Raw genomic sequence first — 22,838 nt, forward strand, 5'->3', positions numbered from 1 at the left:
GTCGTTACCTTAAATTAGTTTGAGTTTGACCAGTCGTCGAGTTTAGTGCCCTTAAGAGCTGCATCAATATGTTGATTCATACGTGCTGCTGCAAAAGCATCACTATGTATTTTAAGCTGTTCAACGGCAGATTCAATCGCTTTGATATCTGAACCCTGAAGCTGAGTTTCAAGTTGTGCTTGCGCAGTTTGCAGTGCTGCAAGTTGATCTTCAGTCAACAGACCGGCATCCGCTTTGAGTGCCTGAACCAGTGCTTCCAGCTCACGCTGTGCTTCCACTTTGGTTTCATTCAAATGACGAAGATTCTTATCTTCTTCAGCGAACTTATAACCGTCTAGCAACAGACGTTCAGTATCTTCACCCGATAAACCATAAGATGGTTTGATATCGATTTGAGCCGTCACGCCAGAGGTGGTTTCTTTGGCAGATACAGTCAGCAAGCCATCTGCATCGACCTGGAACGTCACTTCAATACGTGCCTGACCGGCAGTCATTGGTGGAATGCCATGCAGGACAAAACGCCCTAAACTACGGCAATGCTCAACCAGATCACGTTCACCTTGAACCACATGAATCAACATGGCAGTCTGGCCATCTTGATAAGTCGTAAATTCCTGACGACGAGCGACTGGAATCGCAGTATTACGCGAAATTAATCGTTCAACCAGTCCGCCCATGGTTTCAAGACCAAGAGACAGAGGCGTCACGTCTAATAGTAATGAGCCATCAGTTGAGTTGCCAATCAATTGGTTCGCAGTAATTGATGCGCCAATCGCAACCACTTCATCCGGATTAATAGTGCATAGTGGTTCTTGATTGAATACTTCACGCACGGCTTTTTGTACTGCATAAGAACGGGTTGAGCCACCGACCAAAACGACATTTTGAATGTCATCCAGTTCAAGCTTGGCATCACGCATCACACGCTTACATACGCTGATGGTCTTATCCAAAGCAACTTTAATGATCTCTTCAAATGTCGGACGGTCAAGCGTCAATACCTGATCAAGCAATTTGAGTTGAACTGAATCTGCATCAGACAAAGCTTCTTTGGCTTTACGTGCTGCAACCACAAAATGTGCATATTCTGCATCATTCAAGGTGTCAATATTCAGTTGTTTCTTGGCCCATTTCAGGATCAAACGATCTAGGTCATCACCACCGAGGGCAGTGTGGCCACCGGTTGCCAGAACTTCAAACACACCTTGACTAAAACGCAGAATCGAAACGTCAAAGGTACCACCACCCAAGTCGTAGATCACATAGTTGCGATCTGTACTTAAGTTGCTTTCCTGATCGAGACCATAAGCAACAGCAGCAGCGGTTGGCTCATTCAACAAACGTAAAACATTCAAGCCAGCAAGTTGAGCAGCATCACGGGTTGCCTGACGCTGTGCTTCATCAAAGTAGGCCGGAACAGTAATAACGGCACCATTGACCGGATTTTGCAGACTGGCTTCAGCGCGGTCTTTCAACTGCTTTAAAATTTCTGCAGAAATCTCAACCGGCGTCTTACGGCCTTGTGCGGTTTCAAAAGCCGGCATTTCATTCGCTTCACCAACCAACGCATAAGGATGCTGGAATTTGATGTCAGCTTTCGAGCGACCCATAAAACGTTTTACAGAAACGATGGTGTTTTTAGGGTCAGTAGTAATGAAAGGCGCAGCTTCATTGCCGTATTGAGTCTGTTGTTCTGCATAATGCACGATAGAAGGAAGTAGCACACGACCTTGTTCGTCATTAAGTACTTTGGCTTTACCTGAAAGAACCGTGGCAACCAAAGAGTGGGTGGTGCCTAAATCGATACCAATCGCAATGCGGTGTTCATGTGGTGCACTTGATTGACCTGGTTCTGCAATTTGCAAGAGAGCCATAGTGTTACATCCTTTGCACGTTAAATATTAAATACTAAAAATTAGAAATCATCATCAAGATCAAAGCTGTCATCGTCCAGGAAGCGGTCTTCCGCTTTGTCGATATCGGCCATGACTTTAACGAAGAAGCGTAGTTTGCGCACTGTATCGCGTGCTTCGGCCCAGTCTTCATCCGCATAATCAATTTTGAACTCGCGAACCAAGCCCTCAATCCATTGCTGGACTTCGACTTTCAGTGAAGTTAAATCTTCAGCAGAAGTTGCATCGTCAAGTTGTTCACGAATTTCCAGAGCGTCCTGCAAGAATTCAAAATCACTGATCGACTGATCTAAGTGATAATCCTGTTTCTTGAGAGACAGTAAATACGCTGCACGGCTATCGACCGCTGACAAGGTTTTAAATGCCTGATTGATATCACTTGATTTAATCACAGCCTGATCTTTGTCTTCAGCTTTATCTGGGTGATATTGTTGCTGCAACTTTAAAAATTCAGTCTTTAAAGCCGCTAAATCAATATCGAGTGCTACAGGAAGGTTGAACAACTCAAAATGATTCATGGGAGATGGGATCCGCGATTAATGTGCAAAAATAACTGTATAAATGCAATTAAAACAGTGTGAAACACACTGTTTTAATGTTAAAAAGAGAATAACTGCCGGGTTTATACAGTGAAGGATTCACCACAACCGCATTCGCCTTTTTTGTTGGGGTTGTTAAATTCGAAGCCTTCGTTCAAGCCGTTTTTAACATAGTCCATCTCCATACCTTCAAGATAAACCAGGCTTTTCGGGTCAACGAATACTTTAACCCCAAACTGCTCAAAGGCTTGGTCATGTGTATCGACTTCATCGACGAACTCGAGCACATAGGCCAGACCAGAACAGCCTGAAGTTTTCACACCAACGCGAATGCCTTCACCCTTACCGCGATTTTTTAAATAATTGCTGATATGAGTTGCAGCATTTTCAGTTAAATGGATCATGAAAACTCCGTTAAAATTTCAAAACGTGGAACAATTAAGCTTTAACTTTCTTGCTACGGTAGTCTTCTACAGCTGCTTTGATTGCATCTTCAGCAAGAACAGAGCAGTGTACTTTTACTGGTGGAAGTGCAAGTTCAGTTGCAATATCAATGTTCTTGATCGCTTGAGCTTGATCCAAAGTTTTACCTTTGAGCCATTCGGTCACAAGTGAACTTGATGCAATGGCAGAACCACAACCATAAGTTTTAAAACGTGCTTCTTCAATCACGCCTTCGTCGTTTACCTGAATCTGTAAACGCATCACGTCACCACATGCTGGCGCACCAACCATACCAGTACCAACGTTTTCAGCATTTTTGTCTAAAACGCCAACATTACGAGGGTTTTCGTAATGATCAATTACTTTTTCGCTATAAGCCATGTTGCTTCTCCAAACCTCGGGGTCAGCCTTAGTATTAAATATGGGGGTAAAAAAACTTTTCTCAATGAGATAGCAACGGATTTGTTACTATCTCAGGATGAAAATTAGTGCTCAGCCCACTCAACTTTAGAAAGGTCGATACCTTCCTTATACATATCCCAAAGCGGAGAAAGTTCACGTAACTTCTCAACAGCAGCTTTAGTGATAGTCAATACGTGATCGATATCTTCTTCAGTGGTGTACTTACCGAAGCTGAAGCGGATCGAACTGTGTGCAAGTTCGTCTGAAAGACCCAATGCACGAAGTACATAAGATGGTTCAAGTGTTGCAGATGTACATGCCGAACCTGAAGATACCGCAGCATCTTTCAATGCCATCATCAATGATTCGCCTTCAACGAAGTTGAAGCTAATGTTTAGATAGTTCGCTACGTTTTGTGTTGGATGGCCGTTCAGGAACACTTGTTCAAGACCTTGTAAGCCATTCCACAATTTGTCGCGAAGTACGCGTAAACGAGTCTGTTCAGCTTCCAGGTTTTTACCTGCAAGTTCAAATGCTTCACCCATACCGACAATCTGGTGAGTCGCAAGGGTACCTGAACGCATACCACGTTCATGACCGCCACCATGCATTTCAGCTTTAAGGCGTACACGTGGGCTACGACGTACAAACAGGGCGCCAATACCTTTAGGGCCATAGATTTTGTGCGCAGAGAAGCTCATCAAATCTACTTTTAAAGTTGAAAGATCAATTTCAACTTTACCCGCTGCCTGAGCTGCATCGACATGGAAGAAAATCTTGTTGGCGCGAGTGATTTCACCAATCGCTGCAACATCAGTCACAGTACCGATTTCATTGTTCACCATCATCAGGGAAACAAGAATTGTGTCTGGACGGATCGCTGCCTGTACCATTTCAGGCGTAATTAAACCGGTTTGAGGTTGAGGCTCAATATAGGTAATTTCAAAACCTTCAGACTCAAGCTCACGACAGGTATCTAAAACTGCCTTATGTTCGATTTTAGAGGTAACGATATGTTTACCTTTAGATGCATAGAAATGAGCCACACCTTTAAGCGCAAGGTTGTCTGACTCGGTTGCACCTGAAGTCCATACGATTTCACGTGGATCAGCTTTAATTAAATTCGCAACTTGTTCACGTGCATATTCAACTTTTTCTTCTGCTTGCCAACCATACGCGTGTGAACGAGATGCCGCATTACCAAAGGTACCATCGAATGTTAAGCATTCCATCATACGTTCAGCAACCTGAGGATCTACAGGAGTTGTAGCTGCATAATCAAGATAAATCGGACGTTTCATGTCAAATACCTGTAACCGATAAAAGGGCTGAATCTAAAGGTGCTGATTTTTGGCGTAATGACACAGTCTGGACGTTGTCACGTGCAACCAGATCAGCAAGCGAGATTTTTTCTAAATAATCGGCGATGTGATGGGAGAGTTCCTGCCATAAATCATGAGTCAAGCACATCGCGCCATTCTGGCAATTGCCTTTATGGTCACAGCGAGTCGCATCAACTGTTTCGTTTACAGCTTCAATAATTGCTAACACAGTAATTTCATCTGCATTACGTGCTAAATGGTAACCACCATTTGCGCCACGAACACTAGAAACTAAACCATGACGCTTGAGCTTCGCAAATAACTGCTCAAGATAAGCAACAGAAATAGTTTGACGTGCTGCAATTTCAGCGAGCGTTATCGTTTTTTCAGAAGGCTGCAAAGCTAGATCAAGTAGAGCAGTCACAGCGTAGCGACCGCGAGTGGTTAGGCGCATGATTCGATACACATGGTTAGACTAGATGTGTAGATTTTATGAATCCCGACTAAATTAGTCAAGTTATTTTTAGTAGACCTTAGTGGGATTTAATTTTTGGAGAATGAAAGATTTACATGCTCAGCCAATTATACACTAATAACATAATCAAAAGTACGCTGCTCAGGCCAAAAATGATATTAATACGCTTTTGACGGCGTTCGATCCGTTTCAGGCGGTTTTTATACTGTTTGACTTCCACTTGCAGGGTATTGATCTTGGAGCGCTGTTCTTCAATTTTCTTTAAAAGCGGTGCAATACGCTTTTTAGAAGCAATAATTTCCGCTTCATCCGTCGGCGCATCAGACAGCCAGTGTTTCCAGTCGGCTAGTACTTTTGGCAAGCTGAATACGGTTAACAGATCACGAAACTCATCTTTTAAAACCTGATTGCCATCAATGCGCATGCTGCGAATGCTACGACGATTGCCAAAAATGAAAATTTTAATCAGATCGGGAAGTGTAGTGCGCACATCCAGGTCGACAATGCGGCCCGGTGCTTTGTGGTCAAATAATAGTCCATTGGAGGTGAATTGCACATAAAAGTCGAAATATGGAATATAGCTATTGATTTTAATCGAGATGTTTTTATCTACAAACTTTTTGGCCTGTAATGCAACGACACGATCATGCTTGAGAATGAAAGTAAATATTGTCTCTAAAACAATTAACGTCATCGTAAGCAACAAATGCGGTTGATTTTGACTTTGTTGCGATTCGCTCATATACAACCAATCCTTACCTGAAATATAAAGTGAAAAAGCTTCCTGCTTGTGAAGAGATTTCAGGGTTAAATCAAATTAGACTTGAAATAAATTGCTTTGTAGAACAGTTTATCAAATCTATCAAGTACTAAATTTGCTATTATGCAGTGGTTTTGTAGAATAATTTATAATAATTGCGCAGAAAACAAACAGGAGCCGTGCACATGGACAAGTCAAAAACAGCACAAGACTCAGCTGAAGCTTCGAATGAGAAAATGCTGAAACCCAAGTCTAAATCTGCCTCGGAGCGCAAATCGGTTCTTGATTTTCGTAAATACACCAAACAGATCTGGTTGGCTGGACTCGGGGCATTTTCACGTGCAGAAGAAGAAGGCAATAAACTGTTTGACTCGCTGGTCAAGGTCGGGGAAGAACTTGAATCTAAAACTGCAGATATTGCCGATCAAACTGTAGAGAAGGTTTCAGAAAAAGCCAAAGAGTCGGTCACAGACACCAAAGACAAAGTGGAAAAATTAATCGACAACTCTGTTCATCACTCATTGAATCGTATAGGATTAGTCACACTGAAGGATGTACAGTATTTGGAACGTTTAATTCTCCAGTTGCATGCCAAGGTTGATCAGTTGACTGCGGAACAAGAAAAAATGAAAGAAGAATTGTCGAAAAAACTTAAATAAAATGACTTTATTTATTATTCAATGTTTTTTTCGCATATTTTTTGAAAAAAAAGAGGTTCTTAAGTATTGCGTTTATACCTAAAGCATTGCTATAAAGGCGTTATGGCATGTTAAACCAATTCTTGAACCTTAAATAAACGATATTAAGAGGACGTAATCTTCATGAATAAATCAGAATTAATTGATGCAATTGCAGAAAAAGGGGGATTATCTAAGGCTGACGCAGGTAAAGCTTTAGATGCTACAATTGCTTCTGTTACTGAAGCTTTAAAATCGGGTGATACAGTAACTTTAGTGGGTTTTGGTACTTTCGGTGTGAAAGAACGCGCTGCACGTACTGGCCGTAATCCACAAACTGGTGCTACTCTCGAGATCAAAGCAAGCAAAGTACCTAGCTTCAAAGCAGGTAAAGGCTTAAAAGACGCTGTAGCTTAAGCTTACCCAGCGACGAAACGCGCCTTCTTTGGCGCGTTTTTTATTGATAAATTTAATTGTGATGATTAACACATTCATTCAATGGGTATTTTCGGTTAAAATCCTTTGCAAATAAAATATTGGAATACTTATGGAAGCTTTTCGTAAAGTTATTAAGGGTTGGTTGGGCAAAGTCTTGCTCGTTCTGTTTTTGACCCCGTTAGCACTTGTAGGTATTGAAGGATATTTTAGCAGCGGAAACTCTGATGCGGCAAAATCAGTGAACGGGACTGAAATATCTCAAAAAGAATTAGAGTCACTGACCAAATCATTTAAAGAACAATATCTCAGTTATGCCAATGGGGATGAAACTTTACTGAATCAAAGCTTCATTGACCAAAAAGCCATGGATACTCTGGTTGCACGTACTTTATTGCTGCAACAGGCTGAAGAATTAGGGATCAGTCTGAGTGACCAGCAAATTGAACAGATGATTGCTCAGCAGCCTACTTTCCAGCAAGATGGAAAGTTCTCGAATGCTTTATATGAAAATTATCTAAAATCAATTGGCATGACCAATCGCGCTTTGATTGAAAGTTTACGTAAAGATCATGCGCTGAAGATGCTGTCATCGACTTTCCTGGATTATCCATTGGTAAGCCCAGTCGAAATGCAGCAGATTGCTGATTTACAAACTGAACAACGTCATATTCATATTTCCAGCATTAATCTGGATAGCTATAAAAAAGATGTCAAAGTGACGGATGCAGATATTGCTGCCTATTATGAAAAACACAAAACGCTATTCAAACAGCCGACCAGCGTAGATGTCGACTATTTGGTGTTAAAGCCAAGCGATATTCAGGTGCAGAGCTTAGCGGTTACAGATGCTGAGCTTCAGGAAGCGTACACGGCTTTTGTCGCGACACAAAAACAGGCAGTTAAACCAGATGTGAAGCATATTTTAATTACGGCGGACAGTCGTAGTGATGCTGAAGCGAAAAAACTGGCGACCGAGATTGCAGCCAAAATTAAAGCCGGTACCACTTTTGCTCAAGCTGCAGCACAATATTCTGAAGATCCTGAATCTAAGTCTAAAGGTGGTGCGCTTGCTGTCTATGAAGAAGGTGTATTTGGCACTGCATTTGACCAGACGGTTAATTCTTTAAAATCAGGTCAGGTTTCTGCACCGGTGAAAACAGATTATGGATACCACATTATTTCTGTGCAAACGCCAGATGTTGCGGTTCCTTCTTTTGAGTCACAAAAAGCACGTTTCTCTGAAGAAGCCTTGGCTGCTAAAAAATCCAATGCATTCTCTGATACGGTCAATACGCTAAATGATATGGTAGTAGGAAGTGATTCTCTGGATGTCGTTACACAGGAAGTTAAAGGTGTACAAGTCCAGAAAGCTCAAGGAGTGACACTTTCGACTCGTGATCCTGTGCTGAGCGATGCTAACCTCAAAGTCAAATTGTTTAATGATGATGTTAAAAATGGTGATCGTAATGCTTCATCAAGCATTCAGTTGGCCAATGGTGATGTAGCCTGGATTAAGGTGCGTAATTATCATGCAGCTGGCGAACAAACACTGGCAGAAGCAAAACCGCGTGTTAAAGCTCAGTTGATTGAAGACAAAGCAGCTGCTTTGGCAAAAGCAAAAATTCAGAAAGCTTTGGATGAGTTCAAAACCAAACCGGCTGCGGCAGTGGCGAAAGGTGATTTGATCTTTGAAGATGCTGGTGTTTACACACGTGCTGAAGGTTTACTAAAACGTGATGTACAGCGTGCGGCCTTTAGTCTTCCGACACCAAAAGCAGGCCATTGGTCAGTGACTACAGCGAAAATGCCAAATGAGCTGGTTGTGGTTGCCGTATCAGAAGTGAAGAAAAATCCGGTGGATGTGTTGAGTGCAGAACAACGCAGTGAGTTGGTGAAGTTATATCAACAACTTCGTGGTCAGCAAGAATTTGATGACTATACGCGTTACCTGAAGTCTCAGGCAAAAATCAAATAAAATTGTTGTATAAAAAACCAGCCTGCGGGCTGGTTTTTTATTTTCTAGGCAAATAATGGTTTAAGCACGAATAATCAGTTCATAACCGGTATATTTGCGCATATTAATTACGCCAGTATCCAGAATTAAATACTGACCCTTGATGCCTTGTAATTTTCCACGAATCACAGGAGTTTTATCCAGATTATGCGATTTAATCTTTTCTGGATATTGTTCTACCGGATAAATAAACTCTCGTGCGAACTCATCGTCAAGCACTTCAATATTTTCATTAAATTCTAGATTCTGATTAAATTCTTCACGAATGCTTTGAATTTTAGGCGCGAATTCTTCTAAAAGTTGTTCACGCACTTCAATCAGATTCAATGGTTCTGCTTCACCTTTGAGTAGCTTGCGCCAGTCAGTCTTATCAGCAACCTGAGTACCAAACATGACCTCAAGCTTTCCAGAAAGACGACGTGAGCCCACTTTCATAATCGGCAGGGCTTGGGTCGCGCCCTGATCAAGCCAGCGGGTCGGCATTTGGCTGGTACGGGTAATACCGACCTTTAATGCGCTAGAATTGGCCAAATAGACAATATGTGGCTGAAAGCAGACATTCTGTGCAAACTCATCTTCGCGGCAAGTGCCCAAATGATAATGGCACGTCTCTGGTTTCATGATGCACATATCACATGAAGCATTGGTTTTAAAACATTTAAAACAGTGACCTTGCGAAAATGATTTGGAAGTTTTGTTGCCACAAGACACGCAGTAAATATTACCGGTCCATTCAATCTCGATTTCTTGGCCTAAATTAAACGGAAGATCAATTTCTGCACGATCTAAAATTAATTTATATTCAACATTTGCCCGCTGTATCTGTTGATCAGTTACACTAAGGTCCTTGAGGCCGACGTGCATTTTATGACAAATGCCCTGAAGTTCCATAAAAATTACTCACTTAAATCATAAGGATGCAGTTATGGCTGAGCAGAATGTCATTACTTCGATGCTAGACGATTTCGCACAGGAACAGCCAATTCATACTGCTATTTGTATTGGGCAGGACTTGAGCCAAGTCCAGTTTCAGCCAGTTATTCAATGGTCCTATTTTAGCGTATCTGACTTTTTAAATCTGCCTTTTCAGCAACGTTATGACTTGGCTGTGGTGATGCTGGATACTGTAGAAACAGAACATTTGTCTGAACAGATCATGAGTCAAATTCTGGTGAAATTACGTGATTTGTTTGCCAAACGGCTAGTGGTGATCAGCCGGATGCAAAATGAAAAGTTATTGAGAGCTTTAGGATTTACCCAGCTGATTGACAAAACTATACATGAGGCCGATTTTGCGCTGTGGCAGTTTAATATTTTAACCTATAAGCACGTGCCAGACTGGTTTAACTCCAAATTTTGGGCCAATCCGGAAAACTGGGATAAATTTCGCTGGTAAGCTAAAAACTAGCTTAACCAAGATTGCAAATATTAACACAATCTTGCCTAGACAATATGAGGGCAGGCCGTATTCTGTAATTAAGATGCACATAGGATATAGGACATGACAAACCTGAGTAGTATTGTGGAAATATTAGCAAAGCAGGCATTGGGTGGTGGACAGTTGCAGCAAAAGTCCTCACAACAAGGTGGCTTGGCAGATATCCTGGGGTCTGTGCTAGGGCATTTAAACCAGTCAAATTCTCAGCAAAATCAAAATACTCAAAACCAGCAAAATCAAACCGGCCAGCAGACTCGACAAAATGGTCTGGGGGCAATTTTAGGTTCAGTACTAAGTCAGTTCGGTGGTAGTGGTACTCAAGGTACTGCTCAGTCTCGTTCAGGATTGGGTGGTTCTACTGGTAAAACCTTATTGATTGCAGTACTGCCTTTAGTGCTGGCCTGGATTCAAAAACAGGGCGGTTTACAGGGTGCATTAGACAAGCTCAAAGGACAGGGGCTCAATAGCCAGGTCGATGATTGGGTGTCGACCGGCCCCGGTGAAAATGCCAATGTCGATCCGCAGCAGGTGCAAAACCTGTTTGATGATCAGGAAGTTGAAGCAGTTGCACAACAAACCCATGCACCGAAACAGGATGTTTATAGTGCGATTTCACAGGTCTTGCCGCAGATTATTGATTCGCTTACTCCACAAGGTGAGCAGACCAGTAAGCAAGAAGCCAATAATGATATTCAAAATGTATTGAATATGGTTTCAGGACTTCTTAAAAAATAAATCTAAACATTAAAAAAATCCCGATATCTGTCGGGATTTTTTAATAACTATTAAATGATTTAGAATTTAATCTAGATTCATGCTAAACAGCTGATTAGATTTACAAATTTTCTTGGCAACATAATGAGATTTTCTCATGCGAATCAGGATAATCTGCGACTGAAACCCGAGTTCACCAAACTCAGGTTCTACCTGTACATAATGTAGTTGTCCATACTCATCCCGTACCCGTGCTTGAGCAGAAAAACCGGGACGGGCATTGCCACTGGAAATCGTCGCCAGACGACCAAGTAGATTGACATTGTTCTTTTTATATTTAGGGGGAATGACCTGATCCAGACAGTGAATCATAAAAATAGTAAAAAAAGTCGCAATGATCAAAGCTGGAATAATCAGATAATAGGCAGGCAGAAATTTAAATTCCTGAGAATAGATCAGGAACTGTAAAACATAGCCGGCAAAGCTAAAATTCATCAGGAAGAAAAACACAATCAAAGTTTTGGAGAATTTGACGTTTAGTAGATCCATCTGCTGAAAGTCATAAGGTGAAATTTTTTGCAGAAACTTGCTGGGTCTGAGTCCAAAATAGAAACCAATGGTTTTCACCACACCAAACAGAATAATCGCCAATAAACTCAGATGAAAAGGCATCAGGTTATAGTCTAGAAAAAATGCAGGCATGGTGAAGTCCGTTTTCGTCTTATTCTGAGAGGTAAATTCCACCATCAGAATGCACGGTAATCTCTACTTTTTCAAGTGCTTGACCTTGGCAAGGCCCAGAAATGCATTCACCGCTTTCTACCAGAAACAAGGCGCCATGCGTGGAGCATTCAATAAATTCCTGATCACGATCCAAAAACTGGTTTTCCAGAAATTCCAGTTCAACCTGCAAATGCGGACACAGGTTTTGATAGGCATAGAAGGCACCGTCACGCTGTGTGATAAAGATATTGTCTCCATCAGGAAGCTCAAAAGAGCGTGCTTCGCGCTCTGGAACGTCTTCGGTCATGCAGATTTTAAACATTAAGCACATTCCTTTTGAAAGTCTTGTAATAATGCCGCATAGTCTTCAACTGCCAGGCGCGGACCAAATTGTGAAACCACTTGGCTCGAAATGAGAATCGCCAGTTCAGCCGCAGCTTGAAGACCCAAATTAGCATTCAATCCGTACAGGAAAGCCCCGGCAAAAGCATCACCGGCACCGTTGGCATCTACTGCAGGCACTTTACGGCCAGGAACAGTAAATGTATTTTGATAATCCGAAATCAGTGCGCCTTCAGCTGACAATGTAATGACAACGTGCTGACTGATTGTTTTTAATTTAAGCAGGGCTGCCTCAAGATTATCTGTTTCTGTATACATCAGCGCTTCTTGCTGGTTACATAACAGCAAGTCTACACCATCTGCAATCATTTCATCCAAACCGGCACGCGCGTATTGCACCATGGCAGGATCAGATAAAGTTAGGGCAATTTTAACGCCATTGGCACGGGCAATATCACGTGCTTGTTGTACGGCATGACGTGCTGTGTCAGAAGTTGATAAATAACCTTCGAGATATAGCCATTTCGCGCTATTTAGTGCGCTGAAATCAATTTGTTGATCAGTCAGTTCGGCCGTAATACCCAGATAGGTATGCATGGTACGTTCAGAATCAGGGCTGACCAGAACCATACATGTCCCTGTTACGCCTTCACTGATCGATTGGGTGGTGGTCTTAATACCTGCATCATTCAAACCCTTCAGGTAGATGTGCCCCAGTTCGTCATTTCCGACCCGACAGCCATAAAATGCAGAACCACCGAGCGCAGAAAATGCCACGGTAGTGTTGGCTGCTGAACCGCCTGAAGCCTGACCCTTATACACTTGAGTCGCTTGAAGATTTTGATAAAGAGTGGCCTGAGTCTCACCATCTGCAAGTTGCATGGTGCCTTTTTGCAAGTGATGTGCAGTTAAAAAGTCATCAGAAACTTTAAATTCTTGGTCAATCAGCGCATTACCAATCGCAAAAAGATCAACAGTTGCCATGTTCAAATATCACATTAAAAATGAAAGTCCTAAGTTTACACGATTGCTTGGGATTGCTGTAGTTTGCTGAATCATTTTCAAATACTTTTCAAAAATGCTGTATTTTGTTCAGCAGCTATCTTTGGTCTAAAAACTGACTTATTTTTGTGCACTACGGCGCTGCAGCATTGATTTAAGGATCACATTTTATTTATAAAGAGATATCGCTCCTGGCATGATACTTTAAGTCGCTTGGCAACTGTCATTCTCCACAACAATTTCAAATAGTGTGCGTATATGAATATTAAAATTGTAACAGCCGAACAACTCCCGGATCAGATCGAAACACTGGCAACTCTGGCACGTAAAGAAGGCTATAATTTGGTAGATAAGTTAATAGAAGAATATCGCACCGGGAAAAACTGCTTTAGCCACGCCAATGAATATCTGGTGGTGGCGCATGATGGCAAGAAATTGGTTGCCTGTGGCGGCTTAAACCAGCAATTGGGAGATAACGGCATTGAAGACCGCATTGGTCGTGTACGCCGTTTCTATGTGCATCCGAAATATCGTCAGCATGGCGTAGGCAAACAGCTTTTGGCTTACCTGGAGCAATTGGCACGTCCGCATTATTCAGCTTTGTGCCTGCAAACAGATACCCGACTGGCCGCCAGTTTTTATCAAAAGCAGAATTATGTATTTGTGGAAAACAATCCAAGCTATAACTATTTTAAATATCTGATTTCTTAAGCTTGTAAATACTCATCTAGAGGCAGGAAGTAAATTTGATGATTTAATTTTCAAATGATCAAGTTTACTTAATTCGATCAAAATCCTCGGTTTTCAACGTGAATAATTCAGATAACTAAAGCTATAATGCGCTTAGTTATTTTAATTAAAGCATTAGGAGATCGCATGACTGTAGATGTCACTGAAACCATTTCTCAAACTGTACATCCTGCGTTTCAGTTGGTACGTCAACAACATGTTGAAGCTTTAGACATTTTCGTGTCTGAATATAAACATAAAGTGACTGGCGCCACACATTATCATCTGGCGACCAATCACGACGAAAATGTCTTTCTGGTGGCGTTTCGTACCCAGCCGATGGATTCTAAAGGCGAAGCACATATTCTGGAACATACTGCGCTGTGTGGTTCAGAAAAATTCCCGGTGCGTGATCCATTCTTCCTGATGATTCGCCGTTCACTGAATACTTTCATGAATGCCTTTACTGCGGCGGACTGGACTGCGTACCCATTTGCGACGCAGAACAGCAAGGATTTCCAGAACCTGCTTGAAGTGTATATGGATGCAGCATTTGCTGCGAACCTCAATCCACTAGATTTTGCCCAGGAAGGCATTCGCATTGAGCTGGAAAATGGCGAGCCTGTCTATAAAGGCGTAGTTTTTAATGAAATGAAAGGTGCGATGAGTTCGCCTTCAGACCAGCTGTATCACACGCTGGCGCATCATTTATATCCGCATACCACCTATCATTATAATTCTGGTGGTGATCCTAAAGATATTCCTGACCTGACTTACCAGGAGTTAGTTGATTTCTATAAGTCACATTACCATCCAAGTAATGCAGTCTTCATGACCTTTGGCAATAAAACAGCATTCGAACTGCAAGAGCAGTTTGAAAATCTGGCATTGTCCAAATTTGAAAAAGGTCAGACGCTGTATCCAACACCTGAAACCCGTTTGACTGCACCATTGACGGTGACAGACAGCTATGCTGTTGATGCTGAAGACCTGCAGGACAAGACCTATCATGTGCTGTCATGGTTATTGCCAGAAGCCAGTGACATTAAACTGCGTTTAGGTATGCGTTTAGTTGAAGGTATCTTGTTAGAAGATTCAGCATCACCACTGCGTCATTATCTGGAAACGTGTGGTTATGCTGATGCAACAGGTCCATTCATGGGCGTGGATGATTCTAATTTTGAAATGACTTTCTACTGTGCGGTACAGGGTTCAAATCCTGAACATGCAGAAGAATTTAAAAATGGTGTGTTTAAGGTTCTGGAAGATGTTGCCTCTAAACCAGTTGATCAGAGCATGGTCGATGCGATCCTGCATCAAATTGAATTGCATCAGCGTGAAATCAATGGCGATGGTACGCCGTATGGTTTGAGCTTGATTCTGAGCGGTCTGGGTAGCGCGATTCATCATCGTGATCCGGTCGAAGTTTGGGATGTGGACTCTGCGATTGCCGCAGTCAAAGAAGAGCTGCAAGATCCGATGTGGTTATCCAATCTGATCAAAGAGCATCTGCTGGATAATCCACATCGTGTCCAATTGACACTGGTTCCGGATGCGACTAAATCTGCTAAAGAAGCAGCGGATGAAAAAGCGCGTTTGGCTGAAATTGGCAAGAATCTGACTGAAGAACAGAAAGCTGAAATTATTGCGCAGACTGAAGCATTGAATGTGCGTCAGGACACGCCGGATGACTTGAATTTATTGCCGAAAGTCGGTCTGGAAGATGTCCCTGCGGAATTGCAAATTGTTCAAGGCCAGTTGCGTGAGATTATCTGTAACCGTGTTGATACGCCGTTGAACCTGTATCATGCCGGCACCAATGGGATTTATTATCAACAGGTTCTGGTCAATATTCCGGATGAAGTGGTGCAGTCGCCTTACTTTAACCTACTGTCGATCCTGATGGGTGAAGTCGGTGCGGGTGAGTATGATTATCTTGAGTTCCAGCAACTGCAAACAGCGGTAAGTGGCGGTCTGGGCATGGGCGCATCTTTGCGTTCTAAAGTCGATGACAAAAACAAGATTACTGCCTGGTTGACGCTAACGACCAAATCTTTGGTGAATCATCTCGATGCGATCCGTCTGTTAAAGATTGGTTTTGAACAGCTTCGTTTTGATGAAAAAGACCGTATTATCGAGCTGTTACAACAGCGTAAAACGCGCTGGCAGTCACGTATTTCCGGTTCTGGACATAGCTATGCAATGCAAACGGCTTCACGCCAGCATAGTGCATTGGCTTTGCGTGATTATCACAATACCGGTTTGGGTGCATTGAACTGGCTGATCGAACTGGTGTCTAAGATCGAAAAAGATCCGGCTGAATATGATCTTCTGATTGATGAATTAAAACGGATTCATCGGGTCTTGTTGCAAGCACCAAAGCAATTCCTGTTAGTCTGTGAAGAGCCGCAGTCTGAGCATCTGATCGAAGAAATTCAGAATGTCTGGGATAAACTTGAAGTTGATTCTGCACCAGTTTCATTAACTCAAGTCGAAAAAGTAACCCATGACCAGCACGAAGCCTGGTTGATTCAAGCCAATGTCCAGTTCTGTGCGGCTGCTTATCCTGCTGTTGAAGTTTCACACCCTGATGCTGCTGCATTGATGGTGCTGGCAGGTTATTTGCGTAATGGCTTCCTGCACAGCGCCATTCGTGAAAAAGGCGGTGCCTATGGCGGTGGTGCGAGCTATGACGGCAATGCCTGTTCATTCCGTTTCTATAGCTACCGTGACCCACGTCTGGCAGAAACTTTCCAGGATTTTGATGCCAGTATCCAGTGGTTACTCAATGCACCACAACAGCCGCATCAACTGGAAGAAGCCATTCTGGGTCTGATCGCCAGTATGGATAAACCGGGTTCACCGGCAGGCGAAGCCATTACTGCATGTTATTCTTACTTGCATCAACGTACACCAGCGTTCCGTAAAAAATTACGTGAACGTTTATTGAATGTCACACTGGATGATTTGCAGCGTGTTGCACAGACCTATCTGGTCGAGCAGCAGGCGACGAAAGCCGTTGTGGCACCAGTGGCAAAACGTGAAATGCTGGAGCAGCTTGGTTTTGTAATTCAACAAGTTCTATAAATAAAAAAAAGAGGATAAGGGATGGCGCTTAATTCGTTTAAGCGCTCAACTCTACAGCTGAGCGTGTTGCTGGGCTGTGCAGTTGGGACGCAAGTGAATGCGGAAGAAACAGTAGTCAACAGTCCCACGCCGGCAACGGCTGAAGCCTGTGCTGCACTGGAAATTAGTGCAGAGCGTCTGGCCTGTTATGATACTTTATTTAAAATTCCGGTCACTGATAAGCCTGCAATCGTTTCTGAGCGTCGTGCAGCAGCAGAAATTGCGCCTGAACCCGATAATTTAAAAGCGAAAATTGGTCAAACCGTTTCCAATATTTATGCTTCTGAAGGATCAAAGCTAACGCCGAATCTGTCTTTGCTGGATAGCCGCTGGGAACTCTCTCCAGAAAGTAAATTAGGCACCTGGAACATTCGTTCTTATCAGCCAGTGTATTTGATGCCAGGTTTCTGGACATCAAAGAAAAATGAATTCCCTCAAAGTGAAAATCCAGAAAACACAGTGAAGGAAGACCAAAATCTTACCTCAACCGAAGCAAAGTTTCAGTTGTCTTTAAAGACCAAGGCGGTTGAAAATATCTTGGGAGATAATGGCGATCTCTGGCTTGGTTATACCCAATCTTCACGTTGGCAGGTGTATAACTCGGAAGAATCACGTCCGTTTCGTGAAACCAACTATGAACCCGAAGCCAGTTTAATCTTCCGTACCAACTATGATCTTTTAGGTCTTAACTGGCGTATGTTGGGATTGACCATTAATCATCAGTCCAATGGCCGTTCTGATCCGTTATCACGTAGCTGGAACCGGGTGATGCTGAATCTCGGTTTTGAAAAAGACAATTTTGCCTTGATGGTTCGTCCTTGGTATCGCTTTGAAGAGAAGCGAGAAGATGATAACAATCCAGAAATCAAAAACTATATCGGCCGTGGAGACATGACCGCATTTTATCGTTATAAGGAGCATGATTTTTCATTAATGCTGCGACATACCTTAAAAGGTGGAGATGAAAATCGTGGAGCCGTACAGTTCGATTGGTCATTCCCGATCAGTGGGCGTTTGCGTGGCCAATTCCAGCTATTTGATGGCTACGGAGAAAGTCTGATTGATTATAATCACCGTGCCACGTATATCGGTTTAGGTGTCTCATTGATGAACTGGTTCTAAGATTCCAAGTTTCATGACCTTATAATGAAAATAAAAAACCATGCCGATGCATGGTTTTTTCTAGGTAAATTAACCAATCTGGATTTCTGAAGGCGGATGTTTGAGACGACTCTTTTTGGGAGTCGCAATAAAATAAGCAAGCGTCAGTGGCCCTAGACGCCCTGCGAACATTAACAGCATCAGAATGATCAAACTGGCAGGTTGTAGCTCCTCAGTTACCCCTCGGGACAAACCGACGGTACAGGCCGCAGACACGGCTTCAAACAACAGATCCAGAAAATCCTGCTCAGGTTCCAGGATTAATAAGCTCATAAAACCCATCATGATCAACGCTGCAGTAATACACACGACGGCCAATGCTTTAAACGTAGTTTTTTCAGGAATAGAGTGATTAAACAGCCGGATCTCATCTTCGCGTCTTAAAAAACTGATTACGCTGATCACCACAATAATAAACGTACCAACTTTAATTCCACCCGCCGTACTTAAGGAACCGCCACCAATAAACATTAAAAAAATGGTGACTAGACTTGAGGCATCGCTCATCTGGTCCATAGGCAGACTATAAAAACCTGAAGAGCGGGGAACAGTGGCATGGAACCAGGCATTGAGCGCCTGATCACCTACGCTCATCAGCGCTAGAGTTTGTGGATTAGACGCTTCGAGTAACCAGAGCACAATAAAAGCACTCAGGTTAAGGCCCATAATCGTAGTCAGAATCAGCTTGCTATTCGGGCTAAGCTTGCGCCAGTTTTTATTCTGTTTTACATCCATCAGAACCAGAAAACCGATCCCGCCAATGATATACAGCATGCTGATCGTAAAGGTCACGAAATACTGGCCGGAAAAGCTCATCAAGCTATTGGGGAAAAGGGAAAATCCGCCATTATTAAACGCAGAAACACTATAGAAAGCTGCATAAAACAGCGCTTCACCAAAAGGATAATCTTCCAGCCAGGCTAAGGTTAAAATCAGGGTGCCAATCGCTTCGAAAAACAGAGAATATAGGAATACTGCTTTAATGGTAAAACTGACTTTCTTTAAACTGGTCTGGCCAATAGATTCCTGTGCCATCACTTGCTGTCTTAAACCAAGTTTAGGTGACAGGCTCATGAAGGCGAGTATGGCAAAGGTCATAAAGCCGAGGCCACCACATTGCAGCAGGAACATAATTACGATCTGCCCAAAGGGTGTATATGCTTCACCAACATTGACCACAGATAGTCCGGTAATCGTCACTGCAGAAGTCGCTGTAAAAATCGCCTCTAACCAGCTGATTTCAGTTTGATGGGCAAAGGGCAGCATCAGTAATAAAGAGCCAATAAAAATCAGTCCGAGAAAACCTAAGGCGAGCAGACTCGGTGGACTGAGATTGACAATCCTGTTCTGGTTTAAATTTGAGCTTTTCATATGGCCTTAAAATGCTTGGACAAACGGCGTAGAGGGTCCAGCAATCCTTCGACCACCAGAATGTCACCTTCCTTAAGTAACAGCTCAAGATCTACGATATGCTGTATTTCAGGGCCGCGTTTATGCAAAAGAACTTTAATTTCGGGAACTTGGTTCATTAACTGGTGTAAAGGAGTGTCATGATGATCGGCATGAATCTCGATCTTGACAATATAGTGATCATCTTCAAGTGACATATAACGGCTAACCATCGGGTAGCTGAGTGATTGTGCCACACGGACGCCCATATCTTCTTCTGGGTGAATAATTTTTTCGACGTTCAGATGGGTCAAAATCATATGGTGGGCTTTGGATTTGGCTTTGGCCCAAATTTTCTTTACACCCATATTTTTCAGATGCAGTACACACAGAATGCTGGCTTCAATATCTTCACCAATTGCGACTACGACCGCTTCACAGCGCTGGATATCCAGTTCATCCAGGACATGCTCATCGGTTGCATCGGCAATGACCGCATGGGTGAGCTGATCGGAAATATTTTCCACATATTTTTTATCGAGATCGATTCCAATCACATCATGTTTCAGGCTGATCAGTTGAGTCGCCACTGTTGCACCGAAGCTGCCCAGCCCAATGACTGCAAATAATGCCATGCATATTTCCTTAAATCTTTTTATTTCAAATCAGTTCATGTCTAAGTATGTATCTTAAAGATTTTTATAGTTTTCAGCTATCTGGCCTTACATAAATACTTCATACATTTTCATTCAGCCGGACATAAAAAAACCGCCTCGAAAGGCGGTTTACAACAAACTGATTATTTTAAGAAACGCTGATAACCCAGGTTATTGGTGATTTCTTCATATGGATAAGTAATATTTTCCAATGTCTCAATCAAACCATCTGGATTTTGCTGTGCATCTTCTGCCTCCAGACCGACCAGTACGCGACCTTCTGCAGCGCCGTGGTTACGGTAATGGAACAGGGTGATGTTATGCGTTGGGCCAAGACGTTCCAGGAACATTAGCAGGGCACCTGGACGCTCCGGGAATTCCACTCGGAACAGGCGTTCATTTTCAATATCGGCATGACCACCGATCAGGTAACGGATATGCAGTTTGGCCACTTCGTCATCAGACAGATCATCAACGTCATATTGGAATTTTAAGGTTTCATAAATTTCCTGACGTTCTTTCTCGCCATTTTTCAGACTAATACCGACAAAGACCTGTGCCGCAGAAGCATCACTGGCACGATAGTTAAATTCAGTGATATTACGGCCTTGTAATGCACGGCAGAAACTCAGGAATGAACCTTTCTGTTCTGGAATCGTCACGGCAAAAATCGCTTCTTTGCGTTCACCCAATTCAGTACGTTCAGCGATATAGCGTAAACGGTCGAAGTTCATATTGGCGCCGCAGACAATCGACACCATGTTCTTCCCTTCGATGCCATGTTCAGCCACGTATTTTTTAATACCTGCCAGAGCCATTGCACCAGATGGTTCGACAATGCTACGGCATTCGTCATAAGTGTCTTTAATCGCTGCACAGACTTCATCCGTATTCACCAGCACCACATTCGGTTCAACGATCGGGCCTGAATTGTCCGACTTTTGCAGACGAATCACATCAAATGGTTTTTCACCAATTTGGGCTACCGCCGTGCCATCAGCAAACAAGCCCACAGATGGAAGAATGACACGCTCATTGGCTTCTAAAGCAGCTTTTAAACAGGCAGATTCGTCGTATTCAACTGGAATGACTTTAACGTGTGGTGCGACATCACCTAAATACGCTGCAACACCTGCGATCAGGCCACCACCACCAACTGCGACAAACACATAGTCGACATCACGCCATTGACGCAGAATTTCATTGGCAATCGTGCCTTGGCCAGCAATCACCAGTTCATCATCATAAGGCGGAATGAAAGTCATCCCATCTTCCTGGGCACGTTGAATCGCATATTTATTGGCAACATCAAATGAATCACCATGCAAAACCACTTCGCCACCCAGACGTTTAACCGCCTGTACCTTGATATCAGGTGTGGTTTTAGGCATCACAATAATCGCGCGAATACCCAGCTTTTTCCCTGAGAGTGCCACGCCCTGTGCATGGTTGCCCGCTGAAGCAGTAATAACGCCACGTTCCATTTGTGATTTCGGTAGTTGACTAATACGGTTATAGGCACCGCGTAGTTTGAATGAAAAAACCGGTTGTAAATCTTCACGTTTAAAGCGGATGTTATTATTGAGTCGTTCGCTAATTCGTGGCGCTGCTTCGAGTGGAGTTTCGATTGCAACATCGTAGACCGTTGCTTGTAAAATTTGTCGAACCAAACGAGACAGCATGTTAATTTTCCATCTAACAGTTTAAAATAGGGGCTTATTGTAACAAACCACACGGCTTTGCGGTTTAAAAAAGCTGCAAAAGTCCAAAATAGTTGAGTGAAGCCATGAGTCTATATGCAACCCAAGATGAGAAAAAACAAGCAGCAGCTAAAGCCGCTTTAAAACACTTGCCAAAAGGGGGCATTTTAGGCGTAGGTACAGGCAGTACTGTAAACTTTTTAATTGACTTATTACCTGAGCTGCAATTGGAAGCTGCGGTAGCCAGTTCAGAAGCAACTGCACAGCGCTTAAAAAAGCTCGGTATTGAAGTAGTGGATATGAACTCTGTCAGTGGTCTGGATGCTTATGTTGATGGCGCAGATGAAATTGATCGTCATATGCATATGATCAAAGGTGGCGGCGCAGCGCTCACACGTGAAAAAATTGTTGCCTCTATCGCGAAAAAATTCGTGTGTATCGTTGATGATTCAAAATGGGTGGGACAATTGGGCCGTGAATTCCCGCTTCCGGTAGAAGTGATTCCAATGGCGCGTTCTGCTGTTGCGCGTAAAATTGTATCTTTAGGTGGCGATCCTGCTTATCGTGAAGGTGTGGTAACTGACAACGGTAACGTGATTTTAGATGTATATAACCTCAATATTCTGAATGCGCTTGAACTGGAAAAAACCTTAAACGATATTCCGGGCGTGGTGTGTAACGGTATCTTTGCGATCAACAAAGCAGATATCGCAATTGTCGCGACGGATAACGGAATTGAAGAGCGTACAGCGGTTTAATTTTAAAATCTCCCCAAATCCTGAACAGAAGTTAAAGTACTGCTTTAACTTTTGTGCAAGAAAAGCCTCATTTTAGATTTTTTAAGAGGGGCTTTTCTCCCTCCTTAATAAGGGTG

23 protein-coding genes are annotated in these 22,838 nt (G+C 42.8%); 9 read left to right on the top strand and 14 right to left on the bottom strand.

Translation table 11 applies throughout. From position 1 onward, the window contains the following. Positions 1-14: 14 nt before the first annotated feature. From hscA to ACP7AK_RS01965, 7 genes are all read right to left on the bottom strand, one after another. Complete coding sequence (hscA, locus tag ACP7AK_RS01935; RefSeq protein ID WP_005107162.1) at positions 15-1,874, bottom strand: Fe-S protein assembly chaperone HscA; 1,860 nt, start codon at positions 1,872-1,874, stop codon at positions 15-17. Positions 1,875-1,915: 41 nt separating this feature from the next. After that, complete coding sequence (hscB, locus tag ACP7AK_RS01940; RefSeq protein WP_425878278.1) at positions 1,916-2,431, bottom strand: Fe-S protein assembly co-chaperone HscB; 516 nt, start codon at positions 2,429-2,431, stop codon at positions 1,916-1,918. 104 nt (positions 2,432-2,535) lie between these two features. Then, entirely contained in the window at positions 2,536-2,856 is a 321-nt protein-coding gene (gene iscA / locus ACP7AK_RS01945) for an iron-sulfur cluster assembly protein IscA (RefSeq protein WP_004279817.1), read from the bottom strand. 34 nt (positions 2,857-2,890) lie between these two features. Continuing rightward, positions 2,891-3,277 carry a Fe-S cluster assembly scaffold IscU gene (gene iscU / locus ACP7AK_RS01950; protein ID WP_004279815.1) on the bottom strand — a complete coding sequence of 129 codons (387 nt, stop codon included), beginning with the start codon at positions 3,275-3,277 and terminating at the stop codon, positions 2,891-2,893. Positions 3,278-3,381: 104 nt separating this feature from the next. Next, positions 3,382-4,599, bottom strand: coding sequence for an IscS subfamily cysteine desulfurase (locus ACP7AK_RS01955; protein WP_004279813.1), 1,218 nt, complete (start codon positions 4,597-4,599; stop codon positions 3,382-3,384). A gap of 1 nt (position 4,600) precedes the next feature. After that, on the bottom strand, positions 4,601-5,074 hold the full coding sequence (locus tag ACP7AK_RS01960; protein ID WP_004279811.1) for an Rrf2 family transcriptional regulator: 474 nt from the start codon (positions 5,072-5,074) through the stop codon (positions 4,601-4,603). A gap of 112 nt (positions 5,075-5,186) precedes the next feature. Beyond that, entirely contained in the window at positions 5,187-5,837 is a 651-nt protein-coding gene (locus tag ACP7AK_RS01965; RefSeq protein WP_425878281.1) for a hypothetical protein, read from the bottom strand. Positions 5,838-6,040: 203 nt separating this feature from the next. Between ACP7AK_RS01965 and ACP7AK_RS01970 the strand changes: the two genes are divergently transcribed. The 3 genes from ACP7AK_RS01970 (at position 6,041) to ACP7AK_RS01980 (ending at position 8,945) form a co-directional block, all read left to right on the top strand. Beyond that, positions 6,041-6,514, top strand: a complete 474-nt coding sequence (locus ACP7AK_RS01970; RefSeq protein ID WP_114540741.1) for a phasin family protein — start codon at positions 6,041-6,043, stop codon at positions 6,512-6,514. Between the two features lie 162 nt (positions 6,515-6,676). Next, entirely contained in the window at positions 6,677-6,949 is a 273-nt protein-coding gene (locus ACP7AK_RS01975; protein ID WP_004279807.1) for an HU family DNA-binding protein, read from the top strand. A 130-nt stretch (positions 6,950-7,079) separates the two neighbouring features. After that, complete coding sequence (locus tag ACP7AK_RS01980; protein ID WP_425878284.1) at positions 7,080-8,945, top strand: SurA N-terminal domain-containing protein; 1,866 nt, start codon at positions 7,080-7,082, stop codon at positions 8,943-8,945. A 60-nt stretch (positions 8,946-9,005) separates the two neighbouring features. On the opposite strand, the gene ACP7AK_RS01985 is transcribed toward ACP7AK_RS01980, so the two are convergent. Beyond that, positions 9,006-9,875 (bottom strand): DUF2797 domain-containing protein, encoded by an 870-nt coding sequence (locus ACP7AK_RS01985; RefSeq protein WP_425878286.1) that lies wholly within the window; start codon positions 9,873-9,875, stop codon positions 9,006-9,008. A gap of 34 nt (positions 9,876-9,909) precedes the next feature. On the opposite strand from ACP7AK_RS01985, the gene ACP7AK_RS01990 reads away from it, so the two are divergent. Together ACP7AK_RS01990 and ACP7AK_RS01995 are read left to right on the top strand one after the other, a co-directional pair. Beyond that, entirely contained in the window at positions 9,910-10,380 is a 471-nt protein-coding gene (locus ACP7AK_RS01990) for a DUF6231 family protein (protein WP_253148174.1), read from the top strand. Positions 10,381-10,485: 105 nt separating this feature from the next. Next, complete coding sequence (locus ACP7AK_RS01995; RefSeq protein ID WP_253148175.1) at positions 10,486-11,157, top strand: YidB family protein; 672 nt, start codon at positions 10,486-10,488, stop codon at positions 11,155-11,157. Positions 11,158-11,223: 66 nt separating this feature from the next. Here ACP7AK_RS01995 and ACP7AK_RS02000 read toward each other — a convergent pair whose 3' ends face one another. The 3 genes from ACP7AK_RS02000 to ACP7AK_RS02010 are packed head-to-tail and all read right to left on the bottom strand — an operon-like array spanning position 11,224 to position 13,185. Further along, entirely contained in the window at positions 11,224-11,838 is a 615-nt protein-coding gene (locus ACP7AK_RS02000; RefSeq protein ID WP_004279798.1) for an OB-fold-containig protein, read from the bottom strand. 19 nt (positions 11,839-11,857) lie between these two features. Then, on the bottom strand, positions 11,858-12,166 hold the full coding sequence (locus ACP7AK_RS02005; protein WP_004279797.1) for a Rieske (2Fe-2S) protein: 309 nt from the start codon (positions 12,164-12,166) through the stop codon (positions 11,858-11,860). Between the two features lie 14 nt (positions 12,167-12,180). After that, on the bottom strand, positions 12,181-13,185 hold the full coding sequence (locus tag ACP7AK_RS02010) for an adenosine kinase (protein WP_004646774.1): 1,005 nt from the start codon (positions 13,183-13,185) through the stop codon (positions 12,181-12,183). 276 nt (positions 13,186-13,461) lie between these two features. Here ACP7AK_RS02010 and ACP7AK_RS02015 point away from each other — a divergent pair, with 276 nt between their 5' ends. From ACP7AK_RS02015 to ACP7AK_RS02025, 3 genes are all read left to right on the top strand, one after another. Beyond that, on the top strand, positions 13,462-13,914 hold the full coding sequence (locus tag ACP7AK_RS02015) for a GNAT family N-acetyltransferase (protein ID WP_180087298.1): 453 nt from the start codon (positions 13,462-13,464) through the stop codon (positions 13,912-13,914). Positions 13,915-14,079: 165 nt separating this feature from the next. Then, positions 14,080-17,019, top strand: a complete 2,940-nt coding sequence (locus ACP7AK_RS02020) for an insulinase family protein (protein ID WP_425878289.1) — start codon at positions 14,080-14,082, stop codon at positions 17,017-17,019. A 21-nt stretch (positions 17,020-17,040) separates the two neighbouring features. Next, on the top strand, positions 17,041-18,180 hold the full coding sequence (locus ACP7AK_RS02025; RefSeq protein WP_425878291.1) for a phospholipase A: 1,140 nt from the start codon (positions 17,041-17,043) through the stop codon (positions 18,178-18,180). A gap of 69 nt (positions 18,181-18,249) precedes the next feature. Here ACP7AK_RS02025 and ACP7AK_RS02030 read toward each other — a convergent pair whose 3' ends face one another. From ACP7AK_RS02030 to ilvA, 3 genes are all read right to left on the bottom strand, one after another. After that, positions 18,250-19,590: a TrkH family potassium uptake protein gene (locus tag ACP7AK_RS02030; RefSeq protein ID WP_425878292.1), complete on the bottom strand. Its 1,341-nt coding sequence runs from the start codon at positions 19,588-19,590 to the stop codon at positions 18,250-18,252. Next, a complete protein-coding gene (locus ACP7AK_RS02035; protein WP_425878294.1) occupies positions 19,587-20,243 on the bottom strand; it encodes a potassium channel family protein in 657 nt (218 codons plus the stop codon). Before ACP7AK_RS02035 ends, ACP7AK_RS02030 begins: the two co-directional genes overlap by 4 nt. A 164-nt stretch (positions 20,244-20,407) precedes the next feature. Then, complete coding sequence (gene ilvA / locus ACP7AK_RS02040; protein ID WP_425878296.1) at positions 20,408-21,946, bottom strand: threonine ammonia-lyase, biosynthetic; 1,539 nt, start codon at positions 21,944-21,946, stop codon at positions 20,408-20,410. A gap of 104 nt (positions 21,947-22,050) precedes the next feature. Here ilvA and rpiA point away from each other — a divergent pair, with 104 nt between their 5' ends. Further along, positions 22,051-22,722, top strand: coding sequence for a ribose-5-phosphate isomerase RpiA (gene rpiA, locus ACP7AK_RS02045; protein ID WP_004279784.1), 672 nt, complete (start codon positions 22,051-22,053; stop codon positions 22,720-22,722). Positions 22,723-22,838: the final 116 nt, after the last annotated feature.

It is taken from the genome of Acinetobacter sp. TWP2-2-3, assembly GCF_049896445.1.
Lineage (GTDB): Bacteria > Pseudomonadota > Gammaproteobacteria > Pseudomonadales > Moraxellaceae > Acinetobacter.